Origin of the sequence: Clostridium sp. LS (assembly GCF_002760435.1) — a bacterium.
Classification (GTDB): Bacteria; Bacillota; Clostridia; order Clostridiales; family Clostridiaceae; genus Clostridium.
The window spans coordinates 1-26,057 of the sequence record NZ_AUUU01000257.1; the positions used below are offsets into that span (position 1 = coordinate 1).

Consider the following 26,057-nt stretch of genomic DNA (forward strand, 5'->3'; position numbering starts at 1 on the left):
TACTCTCTTCCCCCTATAATTTGGTGATTACTGGTTAAGCTTTACGCGCATGGTTGGATATCTATATAAAATACATAATTTATTGAAGCTGTTATTGAAATAAATTTAGATAATCATTTTTTGAAGTTATTGGGCATAAAGGGGGTAAATAAATATTTATATTAATTTATGATAATAATATTAGTATCATTAATGAAAGGGTATGATTTAAAATGAAAATATTAAAAAAAACTATAGCAGTTTTAGAGTGCATAATTATCATATCTGCAATAGTATCAGGATATTATAATAAAAAAGTTAACGCTCAAACGATACAATTTAGACAAAGGCCTATAGCTATAGATGTATTATTATATAATTCTGATGATAAATATATTTCTTTAGTTCGCCAAAGTCTGGAAGATATTCAAAAACAAAATCCAGGAAAAGTTGAATTTAAATTTTACGATGCAAAGGGAAACCAGTCAACGCAAAATGAGATACTCGACAATATACTTAGAACTGAAAGGATTGATATTTTATTAGTAAATCTTGTTGATCCTAAAGCTACAGGTGATGTTATCCAAAGGGTTAAGGGAAAAGATCTTCCATTAATCTTTTTTAATAGAGAACCAGTTGCAACTGAAGTAATAAAATCTTACCCAAAATCTTACTATGTAGGAACAAATGCAAGTGAGGCTGGCGCATTGCAAGGAAAAATATTAATAAATCTATGGAATAATGATAGAAGTTTTATAGATAAAAATAATAATGGAATATTACAATATATTATGTTACAAGGAGAACGTGGAAGTATAGAAGCACAAGAAAGAACAGAATCAGTTATTTCAACAATTCAAAAAGCAGGAATTAAAACAGAACAATTAGCATTAATTGTTAGTGATTGGAGAAGAGATTTTGCCAAAGATGCTATAAGTAAATTGTTACTACAATATGATACAAGAATAGAGGCAATAATTGCAAATAATGATGAAATGGCAATAGGAGCTATTGAGGCATTGCAAGGTTATGGATATAACAAAGGAGATAAAGCAAAAACAATAGCAGTTGTTGGAGTTGATGCAACTCCAGAAGCACGAGAATTAATTAAAAAAGGAGAAATGGCTGGATCAGTCTTTCAAGATCCGTCAGAAATGGCGAAGGCTATTTATTTAATAGGAATGAATGTGTACCTAGGAAAGGATCCACTTGCTGGAACCCCATATAAATTTGATGCTACAGGAGTGGCAGTTAGACTACCATATAAGGAATATGCCAATCAAGGTGGTAATGTATAATTACATATAATAGTATCATAAAGGATTGCGGTTTAAGAGAAATATAGCAATCCTTTAGTTGCGCAAGTTTTATCTTTATACTTAAACGAGGAGATCTAGATGCCATTGTATATTAATTTCCAAATGTGCTATGATGCCTATATAGTTGCATTTTATGGGGAATTAATCAAATTTTAGGGGAAAAAATTAATGGAGGATAAAGATGGAACTTAAGTGGGAAGATGAATATGACTCATTATATGAAGAACAATGGGAAGATCAAATAGGTGTACTCCCAACTGCGAAGGTAGCAGCAGATATTTTTGATAAAAACGATTGTAAGATTATAATGGATTTAGGTTGTGGAAAGGGTAGACATACAGTATATTTTGCACAACAAGAATTTAATGTATTTGCCACAGATATTTCTGAAACAGCTATAGCAGAAACCAAGGCAAGAATAAAAGAATTAGAATTTAAAAATGTACAATTTAGACAACATGACATGAGAGAAATACCTTTTGACGATAATTACTTTGATGGAGTCTTATGTGTGTGGACAACAGGGGTAGGTACATTAGAAGATTGTAGAAGACATATAAATGAAATACATAGAGTATTAAAAACTAATGGAATAGTAATTATTGATTATGTTTCAACAAGTGATAAACAATGTGGTATAGGCGATGAAATAGAAAAAAATACATATATCAACAACATTAAAGGGGAGGAAGATATACCATATCATTACTCCACTAAAGAAGAACTAGAAGAACTCTATTCTAGCTTTTCCGGATTTTTTATAAAACCAGTGGATTATAATTTTTTTGATAGAAATGGAGGGAAGTATACAATAGAAGCTTTTGTAGTTATAGCTGTAAAATAGTATATAACCTGAGTTAATAGAAATGAGGCAAGTAATTATAATAAAACGTCATAATTATACAAAATAATTCTGTAGTAGCCATGGAAATAACATAAATAAGTAGAAAAATGATGAATAATAATGCACGTTATAAGTGGAAAAATGTGGAGAAGTGTAGTAAAATATCCCTAGGTATTTCAACTTATTGAAAAAAATTACTATAGGATAAGGGGGATAATAAAATAACCTATGAGTTGTACAGATGATCCAGATAAACAACCATTTATAATTGTGAAGAATAATATAATTACCGAAGTAAGCCAAGCTTTTGTTGATATGACCAAATACTCATTTCAGGAACTTATAAATAGAAATATTGAAGAAGTACTAAGAATTTTAAGGGTAGGTCCGCATACTAATCTTGAAAGGGTTGAGAGTAAGCAAAAGTATTTTTTCTTTACCAAATATCTAGAAGTTAGATTTATAAATATTGAAGTCATAAGTCGAAGAAAAGAGAAGATATATATAATCAGAGAAAAAGCAAATTCGAGAATTTCAGATAACAATCAATTTTTGGACAGACTTATTACTGAAAATGGAGTAGGAATAGGAATTTTTACAGCAAAAGATTTGATCATGTTAAAGGCAAATGAACGCCTGCTAAATCATTATCCCGCATCCTATAATAAAAAAGAGGTAATGTACGGGAAATCTTTAAAGGATATTATACCTAATTTTATGGGGGGGCCTATTGAAGAAGCATTTAATGACATTGTAAACAACAATAAGTCCAAATCATATAAAGAAAAAAAATTAGCTGTATTTAATAAAACTAGATATTGGAATTGCACCTTAACTCCTATTATGGTTAATGGAAGGGTAGAATATATAGTTGTAATGGCTGATGACGTGACAGAAAATGTTTTAAATAAAAAATATATACATAGACAATCAAAAGTTATTGAAGAGAAAAACAAAAAACTTGAAGCTATCTTTGAAAGTATAGGTGACATGCTTTTTATATTAGACAAAGATGGCAATGTATATGAAGAAAATACAACTAGCATAAGCTCTTGTTTAGAATTGATTAAAAATAATGTGGAATTTTTTGACTTTAACAATAACCTATTAGCAGTAGAAGACAGACCTATTTATAAAGTGTTAAAAAACGGAGAGAAAGTAAAAAGTTTTGGGCTAAAGCTGGTAGACAAAGAAAGAGAAAAATACATTATTATTAATGGAACTCCTATATTTAATTCGGATGAGAATATTAATTTGGGAGTATTTGCAGCAATAGATATAACCGAACTGATGGAAAAAGAAAAGCAGATTAAAAAACAAAAAGAACTACTGGAAAATATAATAGAGAATACATCAAATGGTGTTTTTATCTATGATAAAAACGGAAAACAACTGATGGTAAATAAAGAAGCCAAAAAGCTTATTTTTCCTACAGATTCAAGCAATGTTTTAAAACGTATTAATATTAACAATGAAACCTTTTATGAAAACGGAAGAATTATACCAAAGGGAGTACCTTTAAATTATTGCGCACTTAATGGAGAAATAATTAATGGTGAAAAAGTAACAATTAAGGAAGAAAAAATGGAAAAGGTGCTGGAATTTAAGTCTTCTCCTATTTATGATAATGACGGCAATATCGATATGCTAATAACTTATACTCATGACATAACTGAATTAGTATATCAAAATAAATATATAAATCAGCAAAAAGAGCTACTTGAATCAATTATTGAAAATATGTCTGATGCGATGATTGTTTATGATAAAGATAAGAATGTAGTTTTACGAAATGAAGCAACAAAGAAAATTTTTTATGATTATAGTAATTTAAAAAAATATGAAGATATATTTAAGACAACAAAGTGCTTAGATATTTACGGAAAAGAAATTTTGCAGGAAGAATTGCCTGTATTTAGATCATTTAGAGGAGAAAAGGTAACCAATTTTATAATGGCATTTAAGCGTCCTGATAAAAAAATTCATTGCAGAGTAAGCTCAAAGCCTATTTATGATGAATATGGTAAGATTAGTAATGTAGTTGTATGTATACATGATATAACAGATTTAATAGAAAAGGAAAAACAAGTGCAAGACCAAAAGGAGCTAAACAATATGCAGGAAGCAATAATAGTTTTTAATAAGGATGGTAAGTATATTATTAGAAATAATGTATCAATAGAGTTATTACAAACTAGAGTTGAAAATGTAGGGGATGGTTATAAGGTAAGAAAGTTTTTTCATCTTAATGGTGAAAAAGTGCTCCCAGAAGAAATGCCAGGTTACATTGTGGAAAAAGGAAAGTGTGTACAAGGTAAAGTAGGTTATTTTGAGGAAAACGGGAAAAAAGAATATGTTCTAGCTAATGGGGTACCAATTACCGATTCAGAAGGGAATTTTATGTATGGAATTATAAGCTGCCGCAGCATAACTGAGTTTATGGAAAGTCAACAGAATTTAAAATTAGCCCAGGAGCAATTATTAAAAGCTGAACGTGAAAAGAATGAAACTTTAAAAAAATCACTTGAAATGAAAGATGAATTTTTATCACTTATATCTCATGAATTTAGAACTCCTATTAATGTTATAAGTACTGCAATACAAGCTTTAAATTATATTTGCGGAAACGAATTAAGTAATAAAGTTAAAGAATATTTAGGAATTATACGACAAAATAATTTTAGGCAACTAAGATTAGTAAATAATCTTCTTGATGTTATTCGTGCCAATTCAGGACGTATTAAGATAAATAAAAGAAACATTAATATAGTATTTTTAACGAAAGCTATTATTGAGTCAGTATATGACTATGCGGCTCAAAAGGGAGTTAATGTAAGTCTTACTTCTTCTTTTAAAAATAAAGTAATTGCAATTGATGATGAAAAATATGAAAGGGTAATTTTAAACCTTATTTCGAACGCTATTAAATTTACATCAGAGGGAAACTCTATTTATGTAACTTTACGAAGCTTAAAAGGTAAGATATGTGTTGAAGTAAAGGATAATGGAATAGGAATTCCGCAAGATAAATTAGATGTGATTTTTGAAAAATTTGGGCAGGTTGATAGTTCATTATCAAGACAAGCGGAGGGGACTGGGATAGGCTTATCATTGGTAAAAATGTTTGTTCATGCACTTGGAGGCAGTATTTCAGTTAAGAGTAAGATTGGTAAAGGAAGCACATTTACGATGTTGTTTCCAGACAAAACGGTTGCTGATGAAGACAATTCTGAAAAAGATGCAGATTTTATGAATAATCGTCTTATAGAAGTAACAAATGTAGAATTTTCAGATATTTATTTATAACACAGTTGTTGTCAAGTTTTTACTTGTTCCTTGGCTACTTTAAGAGCAAGTAAAAATTTGACAAATATTTGTGCCAGGTGAAAATTTAAAAGTAACACTCCAATATGTGAAAAGAAAATTTCTAATTTTATATCTCGTTTTTAATACTTTTTCTATTGGCTGTTAAGTTTTAGTAGGAGAACTTTGCGATTTCAATTAAATTATCGAAAGGAGTTCATAAATCCAATGAATTCCTGATAATTTTGCTGTTGTTCAGTTATATAATTTTTGAAATTTCGAATAATGCATCTATCTGAACTACTTATAAATTTATTTTTACACCATTTTTTATAATTATCGTATCTATAGCGGGCTGCTTCAGAAGATAAGGCGCAATATATTTCAATGTCGTAAGCCGATTTTACATTCAGCATGTCTAATATTATTGGGTTAGATAAGAGTAGTCCAGTAAAGTGATTTGCCTCAGCCTCTCTGAACTTGTATTCATTTTCAGTTAAATCTTCACAAAACAACCTTGTTTTGTTACAGTAATGTTCACATAAAATATGGCCCAACTCATGGGTTATAGTCCACTTAATTCTTTCTTCAGATTTGTAGTATAAATCATTGTAATAGATGATATATCTATTTAACGATTTGCAATAATCAGTACACCCTTCTTCTGAGGATAATAGTTCAAAAGTTTCTTCTTTAGTTAGGTTATATTTAAGCATAAATTGATGATAAGAAACTATTTTGATATTATCGAAAGAACTTATTATTTCTTTTATGTCTATAGGAAACCTATTAATATTAAATTTTATATAAAGATCATTGACTAGGCTTTTAATATGTTTATACCTAATCGTCAAAATACTCATCAAAGGCAGACCTTAAAATTTTCATCATCTTTTCTTTGTTTTTAGGGTCCATTTTCTTTCTAGCTCTTTCAATTCTTCTAATATCATCATCTTCAAATTCATAATCACTATTTCTTGTGAGCGCGTCTGCTTCTTCAACTTCATCACATAGTAAATAATCAACAGTACTGTTTAAAGCGCTAGCAAGTTTTATTAATGTGTCATTACTAGCCCCTTGTTTATTTCCTTCTATCATGCCTATTGTAGATTGGCTTACTCCAATAGTTTCAGCTAATTTTTGTTGTGTGATCTTCATTTTCTTTCTGAGTAATTTAACTTTATCACCTAACATAGCACTTCACCTCTTAGGATAATTTTATCATAGTTGCCGATAAAATCAATAGTAAATTTAATAATATTAATCATTATTGAAATAAAAATTTATAAATAAAAATAGGTGCTTAAAATTACCTTAATAAAAGATTTAATAAAGTAAATAATAAGAAATATACAGAGTTTAGTTAATGCGAGTAATGAATAATTTATGCAATGTAAATAAAAACGTAATTGGAGGAGGATAAAATGAAAAAAAACTTTAGATATATTTTATTCCTTGCCATGAGTGTATTTCTTATTATTTTTATATTTGAAGAAAATATGAGTTGTACGGCTATGGGAGCAGATAAAGTAAGTAACGAGGAGATTATGGAAAATGAAAAGATTTCTAAAGATAATAAGAAAGTTATTTATTTAACTTTTGATGATGGGCCTAGTTATAAAGTTACGAATAAAATCCTAGATATATTGAAAGAAAATAATGTAAATGCAACATTTTTTCTAATTGGTAACCAAATTGAAGGAAGAGAGGATGTTGTAAGAAGAATTTATGAAGAAGGAAATAGCATAGGGCTTCATAGTTGCACTCATAATTTTAAACGAATTTACAGTGATGAAGACAAATTTATTCAAGAAATGATGATTTGCCGCAGCCAAATATACGAAACCATTGGCATTGCACCCAATATAATTCGATTTCCAGGTGGAAGCTGCAGGCATTTGAGTAAAAGCTATTTAAGAAAATTACATGCTAATAATTTTAAAGTATATGATTGGGATTTGGATAATAATGACGGAATAAATCCTAAAATACCTCCCTATCAGTTATATAAAAAGGCTATAACTGGAAGTGAAGACAAGGATAAGATTATATTACTTATGCATTGCACGGATATGAATAAAAATACCTGTAAGGCACTTCCGCAAATAATAAAATATTATAAATCACATGGCTTTGAGTTTAAAGTAATTACAGAAGAAACAACTGAATTATATTTTCCAATTAAGAAGTAATTTTATAAAACATGGTACAAGATTTCGTCTTTATACCATGTTTTATTTATATTATAGATATAAATTAACAAGTTTGCCTCACTTATGTTTAGTCAATTCTTTATTGAGCAAACACAAGTGAGGCAATTATTGTTTTAAATTTCCATATTAATTTTTTACTTAAAACCATTTATCCTTCTTAAGAAGTAATACTACCCCAATAAATATTGTTGGAATAAATATCATACCAAATACAATCCAAAATGCAAATTCGTAATCATGCATCGGAATTCCTTGTACGTTCATAGAGAAGAGTCCGCTAACTAGGGTCATAGGTAATATGGCAACTTGAATGATTGTAAATGTACGCATAAGACCATTCATTGTATGATTGGTAAGTGACGCAAAGGTATTATCAGCCGATTCTATAACTTCCTTATAATTTTCGAGCATATCCCATATTTTTTCTATTTTGTCAGTAATATCATCAAAATACATGTCCATATCTTCAGGAAGATAGTTTTTAATAACTTTTTCTAAATTTATTATAACCGGTCTTAAAGGTTTGATAACACTTCTATAATTGATTATTTGCATCTTTGTTCTTGAGATAGTTTCAAGCATTTCTTTGGAACGGGTAGCAAAGACTGCTCTATTGATTTCATTGACCATATTTCCGATTTTATCCAGCATAGGGAAGCAATAATCAAATAAAGCTTTAATGATTTCATAAAGCAATAATGCTGAACCTTCACTCATATATTCTTTTCTTATATCTTCATTATTTTCACATTTTTGTGCCATTTCAACTAAGGGTTTAAGTTCTCCTTCATGAAGTGTAACTAGATAATTATGGCTGATGAATATGTCTATTTCCTCAGAATCTAGTCTTGCTAAATCCTTTTTATATCTTGGAAGATGAAGAACAATAAAGCTATAATCATCATAAGAATCTATTTTCGATCTTTGATGCTCAGTAATACAATCCTCTAGAAGAAGTTCGTGGAATTCATACATATCTTCAAGCATCTCAATTTCTTTATTAGTAGGTCTTATAATGTCAATCCATTTAAGGCCATTAAATTCAATAATTCTTACCTCGGTTTCTAACTTTTTTAAAACCACAGGATGCTTTTTATCAGTTTTGAATGGTAATGTAAACATAGTAATCCTCCTTTAATTTATGGGAGGATATTAAAAGTCAGTCATTTTGAGTTGTATAATCTAATCCTCCCGTTATCAATATTAAATTTTTTAAATATTTCTGGGACGAATAGTCATCCACTCAAATCCACCACCTTTATAATCTGTATTATTAGAGAAATTTTCTCAACTAGTAAAGTATAATAATTTTTATAATGTTATACAAGTAGTTTTATGTTAAATTTTTCTACAACTACATTAAAAAGAAAAGAATCCTAATAAAAATTATTGGGGTTAATTATTAGAATGATTAACATCTTTATCGGCCAAAATGATAAAGCGATTGGAAAATAAAAGGAAATTGAAGATAATGCAAGAGATAATAATATAATTACCAAATTTATCAGTTTTTATGATAAAATGATGTTTTGAGAATATCAGTTATGCTGATAAAATATAAATATATTAGTAATAAGCATAAAACACAGAGAGTACTGTAATTTGAGTGTGTTTTATTAAAAAAAGTTTTAATGAATAAAACTAGTGGAGGGTATATGAGAGGGATAGTACAAGCTATAATAAAAACAATTGATAGTAGAGAAATTGCAGATATGTTAGGGGTAGAGCACTACAAAATAATCGAAAAATTAGAGGGGAGAGGAAGTGGTAAATGGCTATGTATGTAAAGAAATTCGAAGAGATAGGAAGACAATGTCAAGATTTACAAGAGTTGTTAAGCTCAGCAGAACACTTAAAAATACAAATTGAAGAATTAAAAGAGCAAAATATGAAGATAAATGAGATCAAAGCTAATATTGATGAATTTAAAAACAGTGTTCCTCTATACAGTATTGAATGTAAGGAACTTCAAGCTTTGGTGAGAAAGGTTGGAATAAAAGCATTAGGGGGATATAAAACACCTGCTTATAATAATAAATCTTTAAGGTCAAAGATTTATTCAGATATACAGCATCAGCTTAGAAGAGAATTCGACGTTGAAAGATATGAAGCTATAAAGAGATGCGAGTTTGAAATTGCCAAGAAAATAATTGAAGAATATAAACCTCCGACATTTTTAGTAAACCAAATAACTTTATTAAATAGCGAAATAAGTTTTGACTTGGAGGTAATATAGTCAAATCTTAAAATACAAGGATAATTAGAAGTTGATTTGATAGGATGGAGAAATTTTCTATGTTATAGAGGCTAGAGGGGGAAATCATATTGATAGTAAAATGTAATTGGAAAACCTGTAAAAACTGTAAAGATGAAGTATGCAGAGCAGAAACTATAGAGCTTAGAAGCTTTGATTATGAAGAAGATAATGAAGAACTAGAGGGATTAAAATGTAGTAATTATCAATATGATTCTTTTTGGATGTGTGAAAAGGGAAGAGAGGTAGATACTTTTATAAATTAATAGTGTTAAGGAACAGTTAACAGCTATATATAATTTTGGGAGTTTTTAATTTAATCGTAAAAACTGTAGCAAATAATAGCTGTTAACTAAATCAAGTATGAGAATAATAAGGCGAAACTTATGTTAACATAATACTCATATTAGTAAACTATAGGAAGCGGATCTATGAATCCATTGGAAAATTAATAGCTGAAATTAAAGAAATGACACTTTTTAAATGTCTTTCAGGATAAAACTAATTTTGCATCTCCTATTACAACAATAAAATAATCATATTGAAATGGTTTTAAAGTATATTTAGGAGAATTAGGTTCTAACCTTATTAATTCCTGCATTAATTGATTATTATCAAAGATGATAAGAAGAGATTTATTAGTAGGAGAAGTATTTTGAACAGTATATGAAGTACCTGCTAACAAGCCAGAATCACGAACATTATAAATGCCTTGGGTAAAAGTTTTCGTTTCAGCATGCACTGTTATTATATTAATGTTGAAACTTAATAATAATATAATAGAAAATATAGTAAAATATTTTTTCATTAAATTAAACACACCCTTCATAAATTGTTTTAAACATTAATTAATTCAATTTTTATTATGTGAGCATGCATAGATTTTATACAAAATAGAAGATTGGAAGTTATCTAATAAGTCACCATTATAATGATTAGTTGCAAAATTAAACAAAATATTTAAAGGATTAAAAAATATAAGGAGTGAAATTTATGATTAGTACTTTAGATAGAATAAGAAAATATAGGGAAACTCTAGCAGATATTCAAGAAATAGATATAAAAGTTCAAGAGCTTGAAGAAGAAATGTCCGAGTTTAATAGACAAGCAAAAGAAGAAAAAATAGAAGCAAATTATAAAGTTACTTGTGATTCAGGAGAAGTAGAAAAGTTAGAGGAGAAAAAGGAAGAGTTATATAAGTTAAAAGCCAATAAGAAGCGTGAATTGAAAAGGATAGAAAATGCACTGACTATATTAACAGAAGAAGAAAGAGAAATTGTACAGGTTGTTCATATTGAGCAGAGAAGATACTATGTGGTACAGGATAAACTAAATTTGTCATACCAAAGAATAAAACAACTTGAAAAGCAAGCGGCAAAGAAAATGGAAAGATATATATCATAATATAGGAGTATATTTAAAGAAAATACTTGTGCAGGAAGGCCGGCCAATAACGAAGATTTAAGCTTGGCAGAAGAATTCGGAAGAGATATAATAAAAATTAATATAGTAACTATAGTTGGAGGGTAAACCTTATGACATTATTAACAAATATATTATCAAGCATAATTGTTATTGGTTTTGGAGTCGTATTAAAATTATGGCCGCCAGGAGAAATAAATAGTATGTATGGATACAGAACGTTTTTTGCTATGAAGAATAAGGAAACTTGGAAAGAAGCTAATAGTTTTAGTTCAGTTATGATGATAGTAAGTGGCCTTATAACATTGAATTTTTCATTGTTAGTCACATTTTTATTTAAAACTGATTCAGATACATCTAATACAATATCAGTTGCAGGGACTATGGTAATAGTTTTATGTTTTGTGCTTTACACAGAAATTCACCTGAGAAAAATATTTGATAAAAATGGTATAAGAAAGGTTAATGAAAAGAAGTAAGGTAGATTACTGTAATGCAAAATTTTTCAGAGTTCATGAAGAGTTAGGAGAATTATAAAATCAATTAATTGATGATATTCTTTTTTGATAAAGTTCGAATTTTTGTTATGTTTTTATTCCAACTTACTTGTTCTCTCATATTATATAGAAAGAAATAATAATTAATCTGTTTCTAAAAAATATGAAAAACAAGGGGAAGAAAAAATGGTGCAAAGAAGTTATAAGTTAAAACCTGATAAACAAGATTTGAGAGACAAAGTTTTCTATGCTTCTACTTTAAAGCTGACTTCCCAGCTTCCAGCAACTGTTGATCTAAGAAAGTATTTATCACCAGTAGTAGACCAAGGAGATTTAGGAAGCTGTACTGCTAACGCGATTGCTTCAGGCCTTGGGGAATATTTGCAGAAAGTTTCAAAAAAACAATTCACACCCCTTAGCAGGTTGGAATTATATTGGTGGGAGCGCTTTTTGGAAGGAACTGTTAACCAAGATAGCGGTGCAGAAATTAGAGATGGCATGAAGATTTTTAATCAACTGGGTATTTCTCCTGAGAAAGACTATCCATATGATATTGCGGCCTTTACTAATCAACCAAGCCCACAGGCTATAATAGATGCTGCTGTTTTTAAGATCAGCAGTTACCATAGGGTACAGAATTTAAATTATTTAAAGACCTCTTTGGCAGAAGGACTTCCTGTTGTTACAGGTATATTAGTTTATGAAAGCTTTGAATCAAAAACTGTTGCAAGAAATGGAGTAGTGCCTATGCCGGACCCCAAAAAAGAACAGCTTCTAGGTGGGCATGCTGTACTTGCTGTAGGTTATATAGATAAAAAACAACAGGTTATTATGCGCAACTCATGGGGCACAAAATGGGGCGATAAAGGATACTTTTATCTACCATATGATTATTTTACAGATCCTAATGGATATGTTACGGATATGTGGACAGGTCAATAAGAGAATAAACAACGTTAGAAATATAAAATAACTGAACCTAATTAAGTAGATAACACTGGTAAAGTTTACTTAATTAGGTTCTTTCTATTTTTCGGATTACAATTCTTCTAACCTTTTCTTATTGATTCTCCCTTTGAATAATAGCATAAGAAATTTATTAAAAGGATTAAGTTTACAAAATTAAAACCATCCCTTAGATAAAAGAACTTAATCAATATATTAAATGTTTACAAGAGTGCAAGAAATTATATGTAAAAGACAAATTATTCAATTCTTATTAAATCTCATGAATGTTAATATATAGTAGTACCAAATATATAAAAATTCTAGGGGGAGAAAAATATATGAATAGGAATTTAAAAAGGATAGCATCAATTATTATGACTGTAGCTATGGTTTCTACTGGACTTATTGGCTGCGGAAATAATGCTTCACAAGCGAGCGGGGGATCAGCTTCAGGGAAGACAAAATTGACATTATGGCATATTCAAACATCTACAGCAGCAGATGCAATTAAGGCGTCAGTAAAGAGATTTATGACAGATAATCCTCAATATGATGTAGAAGTTGTGGATCAGGTTAATGACACTTATAAACAAAAATTGGCTATGGCTATGAGCTCAAATCAAACTCCAGATGTATTTATTCAATGGGGGGGATCAGGGTTAATTGATTATGTTAATTCGAAAAAAATAGCTGATCTTACAGATTTTATGAACAAAGACAACTATAAAGATAAATTTATAGATGCTGGAATCAATCAATGTTCATACAATGGTAAAATTTATGCTGTACCAGTTGAAAACGTATCCGTAGCAGGCTTCTTCTATAATAAAGATGTTTTTGCTAAATACGGAATACAAGAACCAAAAACTATTTCTGAATTAGAAGCTGCATGTGATAAGTTAAAAGCTAACGGAGTAACGCCATTTGCTTTAGCTAATGCTACAAAGTGGACAGGTTCCATGTATTTTATGTATTTAGCAACTCGTTTTGGTGGACTTAATGCATTTGCTGATGCAGCATCAGGAAAAGGTAAATTTGAAAATCCAGCATTTGAATTTGCCGGAAATAAGATTCAAGATTGGGTTAAAAAAGGATACTTTATCGATGGCTTTAATGGTATGGATGATGATAGTGGTCAAGCTAGACAAGCATTATATAAAGGTGATGCCGCTATGGATTTAATGGGTTCATGGTTTACAGGTACAGTACTTGGTGAAAATCCAGATTTTATGAGTAAATTAGGATTCTTCCCATTCCCAGCATTAGATGGTTCAAAAGAAGATCAATCACTTTGCGCAGGTACTGTTGGAGATAATTTATACTCAATTTCAGAAACATGTAAAGATAAAGAAGGTGCTTTCAAATTGATTCAATATTTATTAGATGATCAAGCACTTCAAGACCGTAAGAAATTAGGTAAAATTATTCCACTTAAATCTTTCAAACCTGATGATGCATTAACACAAAAAATATTAGATACAGTTAACCAAGCAAAAGGAGTTCAATTGTGGTACGATCAATACTTACCAGCAGAAGTTGCAGAAGTACACAAATCAACTTGTCAAGAAATATTTGGTTTAACTAAGACTCCACAAGATGCAGATAAAGAATTACAAGCAGCTATGGATGCATATAAAGCAAAAAATAAATAATTATAGCAATACTAAAAAATAAAATTAAGGCTGTTGCAAAATAAAGCTTTCATAGTAAATATTTTTAATTGCACAAATTAAATTTGAAATGAATGATTGAATTTTGCAGCAGCTAAATAATTATAAAGGAGAGAGAAAAAGTGCAATCACAAACTAATAGTTTAGCTAAAAGACGTGCTGCTTCAACAAGAAATGCAGCAATTGTATTTCTTGTACCAGCATTTTTATTCTTAATAATATATATAGCATATCCAATTGTCTATTCTTTCAATTTAAGTTGCTATGATTGGAATGGATTTGCATCAAATAAGATATTTGTGGGTTTAAGTAACTGGAAAGAACTTATAAACGATGCAGTTTTCAAAAAAGCTTTTTTAAATAACATTATTATTATGGTTTTATCTATAATTGTTCAATTACCAATTGGTATTGCCCTTGCCACTTTCTTAGATTTTGGTGGGAAAAAATTTAATGTATTTAAAGTAATCTGGTTTATACCGATGCTAATGTCATCTGTTGCAATTGGTTATTTGTTTAAATATGCATTAGATGCAAGCAGTGGTATAGTGTCTGGAATAGCAAAGGCATTCGGCGGACACAATATAGACTTATTAGGTAACCCTAAGACCGCATTATTAACCATTACCGTAGCTATATGTTGGCAGTTTATACCTTTTTACATGGTGTATTTCTTAGCAGGATATAGTAACATACCAGCTGATTTATATGAGGCTGCAATTATTGATGGCGCTAAAAAAAGCCAATATTTTTGGAAGATTGCGCTTCCGCTTATGAAACCAGCTATTAAAAGTGCAATTGTATTATCAATGGTCGGATCATTAAAATATTTTGATCTTATATATGTTATGACAGGAGGAGGACCGGGTAATGCATCAGAACTCATGGCTACTTATATGTACAAAAATGCGTTTTTATCTCAGAGAATGGGATATGGTTCTTCAATTGCTTCAGGAATGTTTATACTTATAACAATAATATCGTTAGTTACAATTAAGGCATTAAATAGAAAGGAAGAGATGTGATTATTATGAAGCAGGATTCATTAATAAAAAAAATATCAATAAAAGCTATCGTAGGGATACTAGCAATAGGCTGGCTTTTAATTACAATAGTTCCTTTTATATTTATGTTACTTGCAGGATTTAAGCAGCAATTTGAAATGCTTATGGGAAGTGTTTTTGATTTGCCTAAAAGTTTATACTTAAAAAATTTCATAGATGTATTTAAAGGAAACATATTTGGCTATTTTAAAAACAGTGTAATAGTACTTATAGTATCACTAGTTATATTACTATTCTTAAGTGCATGTGCATCTTATCCATTATCTAGATTTAAATTTAAGTTAAATAAGCCAATTTATGCTATAATAGTAGCATGTATGTCAGTACCAGTTCACGTAACATTGCTTCCTATATTCTTAATGACTACAAATATAGGTTTATATGATAGCATCTGGGCATTAATAGGTCCATATGTGGCTTTTAATTTACCAATTTCAGTATTCATACTAGTTACATTTATGAAGTCTATTCCTAGGGAGCTTGAAGAAGCAGCTGAAATCGACGGTTGTAATAAATATAAAATTTTCTTTAATGTTATGCTTCCACTAGTAAAGCCAGGACTTGCAACATTAGCCATTTATAATGGTGTTGCTATATGGAATGAATTTAGTTTTGCATTAGTTTTAACTCAAACTCTTCCTAACAGAACATTGCCACTTGCTATTTGGGAATATCAAGGACAATATACTATGAATGTTCCAATGATTATGGCAGTTCTTACAATTTCAATGCTACCAATGATTATTGCATTTATTTTTGGACAAGATAAATTAATTAAAGGTATGATGGCAGGTGCTGTTAAAGGTTAAAGATACGGCGATATGCATAGGAAGTATTGTTTTTCATATATAAAAATTTGATATTAGATAAAGGATACGAATATGTATAACGGGTTAAGAAAATTAATAGATAAATTATTTCAAATGAAGTTTAACCAAAAAATTACTACATTTTTTATTTTGACAGTTTTAATTACAAATACATTCGTTATTTTTGCAGTTTATCAATTGGCAGGAAAACAAATTACAGAAAAATCTAGCGGACTCGTGCAAGGGCAGTTAGATACTATTACTGATATTTTGAATATAACATTAAAAAATATAATTGAATCGTCAAATACAATTACTGGAGATAATAGAGTAAAAGAATTCTTAATGAATAATTCGTTAACTTCAAAGAACTATAATAAAGATACAAGTGATGCATATTCTTCAGTTAGATACCTATTAGATACAAACAGCTATATAGATTATATTTCCTTAGTAAAATTCGATGGGCCAGAGTTAATATATGTTGGAGAAGTTTGGACAAGTAATGATTTTAGGACTCAAACTCTGAAAGATTATCAAGATGCAGTAGGAACTAAATTTGGTAATTGTAAAATAAGTATGAAGAAAAAAGTATTTTATCCGGATCAGTATGTCCTAAACATCTACCAGCCTATTACTGATAAATATAATTTTAATAAGTACACTGGAGTTTTGGTAATAGGAATTGGAGAAAAAAGTATTAAAGAATTTTATTCTAATTTAGATAAAGGATTAGAAGTTCAAACCTATTTAACTGATAAGGATGGTGTAATAATATCTAATGAAGATAAGTCTTTAATTGGAACTAAAAGTTTTTATAAAGATATTTTACAGGGAAAAAGCGGCCAACAAAAAGTTGGAGATAAGATGGTTATTTATGAAAAACTTGATAATTGGGATTGGTACATGGTGGGAGAGATACCAACGGAGTCTTTGCTAAAAGATACAAATGCAGTTATATTTCTAATAATAATGTTGGTATTGGGAGCTGGAATATTAATTAGTATTGCATTTTATAAGTTAAGTAATAATTTATATAAACCTATGGATGCACTTGTTAAAAAAATGAGAGAGGTTTCCATGGGGAATCTTGAAGTGCGTATGGAACGGAATTATAAGGGAAAAGATTTTAAACAATTGGCAAGCGGCTTTAATATTATGATTGAGGAAATAAACATACTTATGTATAGAATAAAAAGAGAGCAGTCTGAGATTAAGCAAATTGAATTAAATAAATTGCAATCTCAAATTAAGCCACATTTTCTATATAACACGTTAGAGTGTATACATTGGCAGGCGTTATCTGATGGGAATAAAGATGTATCAAGAATGGTAAAGGCATTAGCTAATTATTATCGCCTATGTTTGAGTAAAGGAAAAGATATCGTTCCACTTTCACAGGAATTGGCTAATATAGAAAACTATTTAATTATTCAAAATATGAGATATAGCGGCATTGCCCAATGTGAAATAAATATAAATGATAATCTAAAAAATGTATTAATACCAAAGCTTACTCTTCAGCCTTTAATAGAAAATTCCATTTACCATGGAATAAGAGTTAAGGATGGTTATAAAGGTAAAATTTTTGTTAATGCTAAAGAAATAGATAATAAGATAGTTATATCAGTTGCTGATAATGGTGTGGGGATGAACCAAGAACAAATTGATGAAATTAACAATTCCATATCAGTATTTGATGAAAAAACAGGTTATGGCCTAAGAAATGTTCATAAAAGAATAGAAATATTGTTTGGCAGTGGGTATGGATTATACTATAGAAAAAATCAATACGGTGGAACTACAGTAGATATCATATTACCTAAAGGGGAGAATGGAGAGAATAATTAATGTATAAGGCTATAGTTGTAGATGATGAAGAGATGATTCGCAAAGGAATATGTAATGTAATTCCCTGGGAAAAGCTCAAAATAAATAATGTTAAGATGGCGTCTTCTGGAATTGAAGCTATAAAAATTATGGAAGATGAAATCTTTGACATTATGATTACGGATATCTGCATGACTGAAATGGATGGATTATCATTAGTAGAAAAAATGAATGATCTAAATCCAAAACTTAAAATTATAGTTTTAACAGGCTATGACAATTTTGAATATGCTCAAAAATGCTGCAAGATGCAGGTTGAGGATTATCTACTAAAACCAGTAGACGAAATAGAACTTGAGAATACTATTGAAAGATTAGTAGAGAAATTAGAGCATGAGAAAACTATAATTCATAAACAAAAGATAGATAACAGGATACAAGTGTTAACAGAACAATTAAAGCTTGAACAAATTATGCAAAATTTACTTTACGAGCGAATGATGGCTGATGAAATTAACAAAGTATTAGATGAGTATTCGTATAATAACGAAGAAATGCTGCAAATTGCGCTGGTATGTCCAGTTATTGATGATAATTTAGCATGGAGACAGCATTTTGAATTATTAAACTTGTCTATTAAAAATACTTGTATAGAATTATTTGATTCTAAAAAAGAAGGAATTACTTTTGAAGATAGAAATAAAAATATAGTAATTGCTGCATTTATAAGAGAAGGGTTAGAGGATGTAACCATAAGAATACAACGCTTAATTGAGTATTTAAAAAACGAGTATGATATTAACCCAAAGGTGATACTTGGAAGTGAAGTAGATGGATTTAATAAAATTAATATTTCATATAATGATGCCTGTGTTTTGTTAAACAATAAAAGTGCTTATGGCGGAATAATTACGAAAGAACCTAGAGAACTTAGACTTAGTTTATTTAATGAGAGAGTTCAGGAATTTCGCAAGGGTATGGTCGATAATATAGATGATGTTGAAAAAGTTATGAATATCTATGAAGCTTTTGCAGAAACAATAGAATTTTATAATTTATCAACTTCACTAGTTAAGAAAACATGCTTTGATATTGGAGGAGGAGTATATTTTTCTTATATGATGGAAAAAGGAGAAGTATCAGATAATAAATTAAATTCTTTATTAATTTCTTTGCAAAATTGTAGCAGTAATGATGCAATAAAGATAACAAGGGATTTTATTATGCAGATACTTCAAGGCGATATTGGAGAAAGTCATGAAATCATTAGAAAGGCAAAATCATATATTAATGACCATTTAAATGAAGATATTTCAGTATATAGTATTGCAGAGATGCTTTACTTAACTCCCACCTATTTTTCGAAGCTATTTAAGCATAGTACTGGAGAAGGCTGTAATAATTATATTATTCGCAAACGAATACAAAAGGCAAAATCATTATTAGAAACTACCAGTATGAAAACAGGTAAAATAGCCACTTTAGTAGGATACAAGGATACTAATTATTTTTCATTGGCATTTAAAAAGCAAACAGGAATGTCACCAACTGAATTTAGAGAAAGCAGCGGCAAAGATAATTAAGGATATTTATTTGTAATCTTATGATGTGTAGTATTGATATAATTTGAAAGAATAACTTTTATGTTTTTCTAAACCAATAACCCACGAAAATAAACAATAAATGTGTTCCTTTTATAGTAGAAAGGAGGCATTAGTTTTGGAGTTTCGTGGGTTTGTTTATTTTATCCATAAGGACATGTAAAGTAATATTAGAGTGACAGTATAATACATGGATATTAAATTGAAAATAGGCAATTTAAACGTTATAATTAGATTACATAAGTAATAGAAAAAAATAACATGGGATAGAGATTAAGCAAATAGCGATTTGATAGAAAAATCATTATGCTTAGAAAGAAACGTACCATTGGTTCAAATTTATTAATTGCAGGAGAGGTTGTATGTATGATATTAGTTAATTGTGCTTGGAGACAGGATGATATTATTAAGGTAGTGGAAAATGTGAAGTTAGATAATAAAAATGTTTTTAAATTCATTAAGGTTGAAGGAATAAGGATATTTTTTGATTCATTTTTGGATGATGTAGAGGGTACAAAGATGATAAAAAATGCTATAAAGGAAATTCCAGGATATCAAGCGTTGTTCATAGATATTGTACCAATTGTTAATGGTAGTATGTTTGAAGGATATAGCAAATTATTGTACTAGAAAAATAAATTAACTTTAGCAAATTATAAAGTACACTTCATAATAATAACCCGCAGTAATTAATTGGAATTATTGTGGGTTTTATACTTATTAATAAAAAGAATTGTAAATTTCATGAAAAGAATTTTGATACTAAGATAAAATATTAAAATAAAATAACTTGATTTTATGGAAAATATAGGAATATGGTTTATAATATAATTGTTATATTTATAAAAGGGTATTTCATTTATATATAAATTATATGGGGGGAATAGTTTTGCTTGAAAATAAGATAATGGAACTAATTGAGAATGAGGATAAAAGAAATCCATTAACTGATAGTGATATTGCTAGATTAGTAAATACAACTAGAGAATATATAACTCAATTTAGAACAGATAAAAATATAAGTAATTCTCGCCAAAGAAAAGAAGCAATTTTATATAGTGATATAAAGGAACTAATAATTGAAGATAAAAATATTTCGGACAGGCAGTTATGTAAAAAATTATCTCTTCTTGGATATGATATTTCTAGATATTCTGTGGCTCAGATGAAAAAGAATATAATTGTAGAAATGTTTCCACAGAATTTGGATGTAGCAGAGAGTGTGGCGGAAAATTTATCAGAAGGCTTACCTGAAAACTTAAAAGAAGTTAAATCTTTAGAAAACGAAAACATGCAAGAAATAAGTGGTGAAGAAATTATAAATACAGTTAGCAAAGAAAATAAAGAAAAGAATAATTACTTAAGAAATATTATAGGATATCATGGCTCATTAAAAAATGCAATTAGTCAAGCTGAGGCAGCAGTTCTATATCCACCCCATGGACTTCATACACTTTTACTTGGACCATCAGGTGTTGGAAAAAGTTTTTTTGCAGAAGCCATGTATAATTTTGCAGTTAATTCTTATCACTTTGGAAAAAGTGCACCATTTATACTATTTAACTGTGCTGATTATGTAGATAATCCACAATTACTTCTTTCCCAACTATTTGGTTATAGTAAAGGTGCTTTTACTGGTGCTAATACGGATAAAGTTGGCTTAGTGGAGAAAGCAAATAATGGAATACTATTCTTAGACGAAGTGCATAGACTCCCAAGCGAAGGGCAAGAAATATTGTTCTATTTGTTGGATAAGGGAAAGTATAGAAGGCTTGGTGAAACTGAAAATAGCAGAACAGCCAATGTAATGATAATTGCGGCAACTACAGAAGATCCACAGTCATCTTTATTGCTAACCTTTAGAAGAAGAATTCCAATGATAATTGAACTTCCTTCCATTAACAACAGGCCAATTAATGAAAAATATGTATTAATTAAAAGTTTTTTTTCGCAAGAATCAGCGAGAATCGGAAAAGAGATTACCGTACGTTATGAGGTTATTAGATCTTTATTGCTATACAACTGTCCAGGGAATATAGGTCAATTAAGAAGTGATATACAGGTTGCATGTGCAAGGGGTTTTTGTAATTCATTAAGTAATAATTCAAATGACGTCGTTATCGACATAAAAGATTTACCTAAGCACGTACCTCTAGGAATATTAAGTGTTGAAGATAGAGAACTAGTGTCAGACGACATTTTCAATGAGGATCTGGTTGTTAATCCTAATAATGTTGTGACACAGAAATCCAAAGATGATAGATATATGTTACCGGATGGGATATATAGTAATATAGAAGAAAAGTATTATAAACTTGAAAAGCAGGGACTCAGTAAAAATGAAATTAACAAAATCTTATGGAACAAAGTGGAATTCAATTTAAATAAATTTGCCAAAAATATAGAAGCAAATATATTTTTTCCCAAGGAAGAATTGAAAAATATAATAGATGAAAAGATATTAAATGTGGTTGAAAAAGTAACTAATATTGCAAAACAATATATAGAAAATATCCAGGAAAACTTTTATTATTGTATAGCAATGCACTTAAATTCTACCTATGATAGATTAAAACAGGGAAGGATAATAAAGAATCCTGAATCGGACTATATAAAAAAAGAATATTATAATGAGTACAGAGTTGCAAAAATATTAGCTAAAGAGATAAATAAAAGTTTAGACATTGAACTTCCAGAAGATGAAATAGGGTTTATTGCTATGTATTTAAAAACGTTTTCTGCTGTGGATAAAAATGTAAGCAGGGTGGCAGTTATTGTATTAAGCCATGGGCATGTTGCTTGCGGTATGGCTGATGTAGCTAATAAGCTGTTAGGTACAAATCTTGCCATAGGAATAGAAATGTCACTTGATGAAAGTCCTCAAATTTTACTTGAAAGAACTATAGAGGCTGTAAAAAAAGTTAATGAAGGTAAAGGCTGCCTATTATTAGTAGATATGGGGTCATTAGTTACTTTTGGGGAAATTATAACTAAAGAAACAGGGGTTCCGACAAGGGTTATTGGGCGGGTGGATACTGTAATGGTATTAGAAGCCGTGAGAAGATCATTAATTGAAAATAGTAATCTGAAGGAAATTTCTAGGGCACTTGATGGAGACAAGCTATATGTTGGAAAAGTAAAAGGCGTAAAGAAATATATTAAAACCATAGTTACAATATGTATAACTGGTGAAGGAACCGCTTTAAAAATAAAAAAATATATTGAAGATGTATTGGGAAACTCAAATAAAAATTTAAATATTATACCAATTGGAATCATGAATAAAAATAATGTGCAAGACGAAATAATCAAAATAAGTCAAGACAATAATATTGCTGCAATTGTTGGAACCATTGATCCTGGGCTAGAAAGTATTCCATTTATATCTTTTCAAGATATTTTGAAAGAATCGGGTAAATTAAGATTAAAAGATTTACTCGGAATGGAGAAGAGTATCAATCCTTTGATAAATGTAATTGATGAGGAGCTAATACAGATTAAGGATGATATATTTACAAAAAGTGATTTAATAGATGAAATGTGCAATCTGCTTATAGCAAAAGGAAAGGTTAAAGAAGAATTTACAATAAGTGTATATAAAAGAGAAATGATGGGTGGAACTCTATTTGAAGGTACTTTTGGTATACCTCATGGTTTATCAGAGTTTGTAGTGAAATCCTCCTTGGCTATTTTTAAACTTAATAATCCTATTTTGTGGGATTATGGTTGTAAGGTTGATGTTGTTATTATGCTGGCGATAAAAGAGAGTGATATGAAAATAGTCAGGAAGCTATTTGACACTATTTCAGATGCAGAAGTAGCACAATGGATAAGGCAGGCAAATTCGGATAAAGAAATTTCAGATATATTATTAAAAATTTAATAATAATTATTAGGTTCTAAGGTGGAAAATGTTAAATTCCACCTTTTCATTTTTATGAAATTATATATTACTTTTTCAACATAGTTTTGGCACGATAATTGCTTTATAAATTTATGAGGATGTAATCATGGATGAAAACGTATAAAGGACTTACAAAAAAGGAGGAAGTTAAATGAATGGAAGTATTAAAGAATTTTTAAGAAGAGATTTAGTTATAAATAACCTTGAAGCTAAATCAGCGGAGGATGTCTTTAAAAAGATGTCTCCAATATTATTAGAAGCAGGATTTGTAGAAGATTCCTTTTTTAATGGGTTGGTAAGTAGAGAAAATAAATTTCCTACAGGTTTATTGCTTGGAAAATATAATGTTGCAATACCTCACACAGATGCGATTCATGTTAAAAAGCCAGCTATAGCTATTGCAACACTAAAAAATCCGGTGAAATTTAATAATATGGATGGAAATGGAAGTGTGGATGTTAATATAGTATTTACTATGGCTTTAAATGAACCCCACAGTCAGATAGTAATGCTGCAGCAATTGATGTTTCTAATTCAAAATGAAAGTATTTTACAAAATATGCTTCAAGCAAAAGATAGCGATGAAGTGTATGATATCGTTTCAAGCTTTAATTATAATTGCGATTAAATAATAAGCAATTATTTAAATTATAGAATTTTATTTATGGAGGTAAAAATATGGACAAACAAAAATTAATATTAGTAGCATGTGGTACAGGAATAGCAACTTCAACAGTTGTGTGTAAAAAGGTTGAGGACCTAGTTAAAGCTAATGGCATTAATGCGAGAATTATACAATGCAAGATTTCAGAAGTGGCAGGTTATGAAGATCAAGCTGATCTTTTGGTAACAACTACAATTTCATCACGAAATTATAAATTTCCTGTAGTCAATGCTATGAATTACTTAACTAACATTAATCCAGGCAAAGTTGACCAAGGAATAATTGAAGCTTTAAAGTAAAAAAATAGGCCACTATAAAGGTGGACCTATATAAAAAATTAATTGGACTATTAATTATTATAACACATAAAAATATGTATTTGAAGCTTATGATAGCAACATGTTAATTAAGAATTTATTAAAGTAAATAAAAATTGATAATATAGGGGGAAAAAGAATGTTATTAGATGTAGTAAAGTACATTTTGAACTTAGGGCCAACCGTTATGTTGCCATTAACAATTACTATTATTGGTATGATTTTTGGACAAGGATTTAAAAAAGCATTTAGATCAGGTATTACAATTGGTATCGGCTTTGTTGGTATAAATTTAGTAGTTGGATTACTTACAACAAACCTTGGTGGAGCAGCACAACAAATGGTTACTAGATATGGATTACAACTAAGTATAATAGATGTAGGCTGGCCAGCAGCTGCTGCAATAAGCTGGGCATCTCCTATAGCAGCAATAATGATTCCAATAGCTATGTTGGTAAATTTATTAATGCTCGCTACAAAGACAACAAATGTAGTTGATATTGATATATGGAATTATTGGCACTTTACTGCAGCTGGTGCGAGTGTATACGTATTAACTCATGGTAACTGGTTATTCGCTATTTTAGCTGGTATTTTATATGAAATTGCTGTTATTAAGATTGCAGATAAGACAGCTCCAATGGTTCAAGAATTCTTTGGGCTTGAGGGAGTATCATTACCAACTGGCTCAACTGCAGCTTGTGGTCTTATAGGTATTCCCATTGTTAGTGTTGTTAAAAAAATTCCAGGTATTAAAAATTTAAAGGCAGACCCAGAAACAATTCAAAAAAGATTTGGTGTTTTTGGAGAACCTATGATGATGGGACTTATTCTTGGTGTTGTACTTGGAATCCTTGCTGGATATGGTATAGATAAAATTCTACAAATAGGTATTTCTATGGCTGGTGTCATGTTCTTAATGCCTAGAATGGTTAGGATACTTATGGAAGGTTTAATTCCTGTTTCGGAATCAGTTAGAGAATTTTTACAAAAGAAAGACTTTGGTAAAGATAGAAATCTTACAATTGGATTAGATGCAGCAGTAGCAGTTGGACATCCAGCAGTTATAGCAACAGCACTTGTACTAGTTCCTATTACACTATTCTTAGCAGTAATACTACCAGGAAATCAAGTTTTACCTTTTGGAGATTTAGCTACAATATGTTTCTATGTTGCGTTTATAGTTGGTGCAGCAAAAGGTAATATAGTTCACTCAGTTATATCAGGTACAATTGTTATGGCGTTAGGATTATTAATGGCAACCAATATTGCAAGCTTCCATACTCAAATGGCGCAAATGGCTCAATTTTCAATGCCAGCGGGAACATCAACTATTTCAAGCTTAGACATGGGCGGTAATTTCTTAAACTGGATAGTAATTAAGATATTCCAATTATTCACAGGAAGTCTATAGCATTA

General features: G+C 29.6%; 24 protein-coding genes. 20 read left to right on the forward strand and 4 right to left on the reverse strand.

From position 1 onward, the window contains the following. Positions 1-212: 212 nt before the first annotated feature. The 3 genes from COL3_RS27465 (at position 213) to COL3_RS27475 (ending at position 5,448) form a co-directional block, all read left to right on the forward strand. Positions 213-1,277 (forward strand): galactose ABC transporter substrate-binding protein, encoded by a 1,065-nt coding sequence (locus tag COL3_RS27465; RefSeq protein WP_008417818.1) that lies wholly within the window; start codon positions 213-215, stop codon positions 1,275-1,277. A 202-nt stretch (positions 1,278-1,479) separates the two neighbouring features. Then, entirely contained in the window at positions 1,480-2,142 is a 663-nt protein-coding gene (locus tag COL3_RS27470) for a class I SAM-dependent methyltransferase (RefSeq protein ID WP_008417815.1), read from the forward strand. A 228-nt stretch (positions 2,143-2,370) separates the two neighbouring features. Then, on the forward strand, positions 2,371-5,448 hold the full coding sequence (locus COL3_RS27475; protein WP_008417813.1) for a PAS domain S-box protein: 3,078 nt from the start codon (positions 2,371-2,373) through the stop codon (positions 5,446-5,448). A gap of 200 nt (positions 5,449-5,648) precedes the next feature. Here COL3_RS27475 and COL3_RS27480 read toward each other — a convergent pair whose 3' ends face one another. Both COL3_RS27480 and COL3_RS27485 read right to left on the reverse strand, forming a co-directional pair. Beyond that, positions 5,649-6,308: an ImmA/IrrE family metallo-endopeptidase gene (locus tag COL3_RS27480; protein ID WP_008417811.1), complete on the reverse strand. Its 660-nt coding sequence runs from the start codon at positions 6,306-6,308 to the stop codon at positions 5,649-5,651. Further along, on the reverse strand, positions 6,289-6,639 hold the full coding sequence (locus tag COL3_RS27485; protein ID WP_008417809.1) for a helix-turn-helix transcriptional regulator: 351 nt from the start codon (positions 6,637-6,639) through the stop codon (positions 6,289-6,291). The genes COL3_RS27480 and COL3_RS27485 overlap by 20 nt, the downstream gene beginning before the upstream one ends. Positions 6,640-6,869: 230 nt before the next feature. Between COL3_RS27485 and COL3_RS27490 the strand changes: the two genes are divergently transcribed. Then, positions 6,870-7,637 (forward strand): polysaccharide deacetylase family protein, encoded by a 768-nt coding sequence (locus COL3_RS27490; protein WP_008417808.1) that lies wholly within the window; start codon positions 6,870-6,872, stop codon positions 7,635-7,637. A 159-nt stretch (positions 7,638-7,796) separates the two neighbouring features. Here the strand turns inward: COL3_RS27490 and COL3_RS27495 are convergent, their stop codons facing one another. Then, a complete protein-coding gene (locus COL3_RS27495) occupies positions 7,797-8,780 on the reverse strand; it encodes a magnesium transporter CorA family protein (protein ID WP_008417806.1) in 984 nt (327 codons plus the stop codon). A 533-nt stretch (positions 8,781-9,313) separates the two neighbouring features. Between COL3_RS27495 and COL3_RS29470 the strand changes: the two genes are divergently transcribed. The 3 genes from COL3_RS29470 (at position 9,314) to COL3_RS27505 (ending at position 10,178) form a co-directional block, all read left to right on the forward strand. Continuing rightward, positions 9,314-9,445 carry a hypothetical protein gene (locus COL3_RS29470; protein ID WP_008417804.1) on the forward strand — a complete coding sequence of 44 codons (132 nt, stop codon included), beginning with the start codon at positions 9,314-9,316 and terminating at the stop codon, positions 9,443-9,445. After that, positions 9,430-9,894 carry an ORF6C domain-containing protein gene (locus COL3_RS27500; protein WP_008417802.1) on the forward strand — a complete coding sequence of 155 codons (465 nt, stop codon included), beginning with the start codon at positions 9,430-9,432 and terminating at the stop codon, positions 9,892-9,894. Before COL3_RS29470 ends, COL3_RS27500 begins: the two co-directional genes overlap by 16 nt. 89 nt (positions 9,895-9,983) lie before the next feature. Beyond that, entirely contained in the window at positions 9,984-10,178 is a 195-nt protein-coding gene (locus tag COL3_RS27505) for a hypothetical protein (protein WP_008417800.1), read from the forward strand. A gap of 224 nt (positions 10,179-10,402) precedes the next feature. Here the strand turns inward: COL3_RS27505 and COL3_RS27510 are convergent, their stop codons facing one another. Then, the gene (locus tag COL3_RS27510; protein WP_008417798.1) at positions 10,403-10,720 is read right to left on the reverse strand and encodes a hypothetical protein; all 318 of its coding nucleotides are present in this window, start codon (positions 10,718-10,720) and stop codon (positions 10,403-10,405) included. Between the two features lie 185 nt (positions 10,721-10,905). On the opposite strand from COL3_RS27510, the gene COL3_RS27515 reads away from it, so the two are divergent. From COL3_RS27515 to COL3_RS27575, 13 genes are all read left to right on the forward strand, one after another. Next, the gene (locus COL3_RS27515; protein ID WP_008417796.1) at positions 10,906-11,316 is read left to right on the forward strand and encodes a hypothetical protein; all 411 of its coding nucleotides are present in this window, start codon (positions 10,906-10,908) and stop codon (positions 11,314-11,316) included. A 131-nt stretch (positions 11,317-11,447) separates the two neighbouring features. Then, positions 11,448-11,813 carry an SdpI family protein gene (locus COL3_RS27520; RefSeq protein WP_008417793.1) on the forward strand — a complete coding sequence of 122 codons (366 nt, stop codon included), beginning with the start codon at positions 11,448-11,450 and terminating at the stop codon, positions 11,811-11,813. 204 nt (positions 11,814-12,017) lie between these two features. Further along, on the forward strand, positions 12,018-12,773 hold the full coding sequence (locus COL3_RS27525) for a C1 family peptidase (RefSeq protein WP_008417791.1): 756 nt from the start codon (positions 12,018-12,020) through the stop codon (positions 12,771-12,773). A gap of 344 nt (positions 12,774-13,117) precedes the next feature. Further along, positions 13,118-14,431, forward strand: coding sequence for an extracellular solute-binding protein (locus COL3_RS27530; protein ID WP_008417789.1), 1,314 nt, complete (start codon positions 13,118-13,120; stop codon positions 14,429-14,431). Positions 14,432-14,571: 140 nt separating this feature from the next. Next, complete coding sequence (locus COL3_RS27535; RefSeq protein WP_008417787.1) at positions 14,572-15,474, forward strand: sugar ABC transporter permease; 903 nt, start codon at positions 14,572-14,574, stop codon at positions 15,472-15,474. Between the two features lie 5 nt (positions 15,475-15,479). Next, positions 15,480-16,322, forward strand: coding sequence for a carbohydrate ABC transporter permease (locus COL3_RS27540; RefSeq protein ID WP_008417784.1), 843 nt, complete (start codon positions 15,480-15,482; stop codon positions 16,320-16,322). A gap of 114 nt (positions 16,323-16,436) precedes the next feature. Further along, entirely contained in the window at positions 16,437-18,173 is a 1,737-nt protein-coding gene (locus COL3_RS27545; RefSeq protein ID WP_242982207.1) for a sensor histidine kinase, read from the forward strand. Continuing rightward, the gene (locus tag COL3_RS27550; RefSeq protein ID WP_008417779.1) at positions 18,173-19,735 is read left to right on the forward strand and encodes a response regulator; all 1,563 of its coding nucleotides are present in this window, start codon (positions 18,173-18,175) and stop codon (positions 19,733-19,735) included. Before COL3_RS27545 ends, COL3_RS27550 begins: the two co-directional genes overlap by 1 nt. Positions 19,736-20,059: 324 nt before the next feature. Next, positions 20,060-20,383: a hypothetical protein gene (locus COL3_RS27555; RefSeq protein WP_242982208.1), complete on the forward strand. Its 324-nt coding sequence runs from the start codon at positions 20,060-20,062 to the stop codon at positions 20,381-20,383. A 259-nt stretch (positions 20,384-20,642) separates the two neighbouring features. Continuing rightward, on the forward strand, positions 20,643-23,636 hold the full coding sequence (locus tag COL3_RS27560; RefSeq protein WP_008417775.1) for a sigma 54-interacting transcriptional regulator: 2,994 nt from the start codon (positions 20,643-20,645) through the stop codon (positions 23,634-23,636). A gap of 172 nt (positions 23,637-23,808) precedes the next feature. After that, the gene (locus COL3_RS27565) at positions 23,809-24,285 is read left to right on the forward strand and encodes a PTS sugar transporter subunit IIA (protein WP_008417773.1); all 477 of its coding nucleotides are present in this window, start codon (positions 23,809-23,811) and stop codon (positions 24,283-24,285) included. A 50-nt stretch (positions 24,286-24,335) separates the two neighbouring features. Continuing rightward, positions 24,336-24,620 (forward strand): PTS sugar transporter subunit IIB, encoded by a 285-nt coding sequence (locus COL3_RS27570; RefSeq protein ID WP_008417771.1) that lies wholly within the window; start codon positions 24,336-24,338, stop codon positions 24,618-24,620. Between the two features lie 157 nt (positions 24,621-24,777). After that, positions 24,778-26,052, forward strand: a complete 1,275-nt coding sequence (locus COL3_RS27575; protein WP_008417770.1) for a PTS galactitol transporter subunit IIC — start codon at positions 24,778-24,780, stop codon at positions 26,050-26,052. Positions 26,053-26,057: the final 5 nt, after the last annotated feature.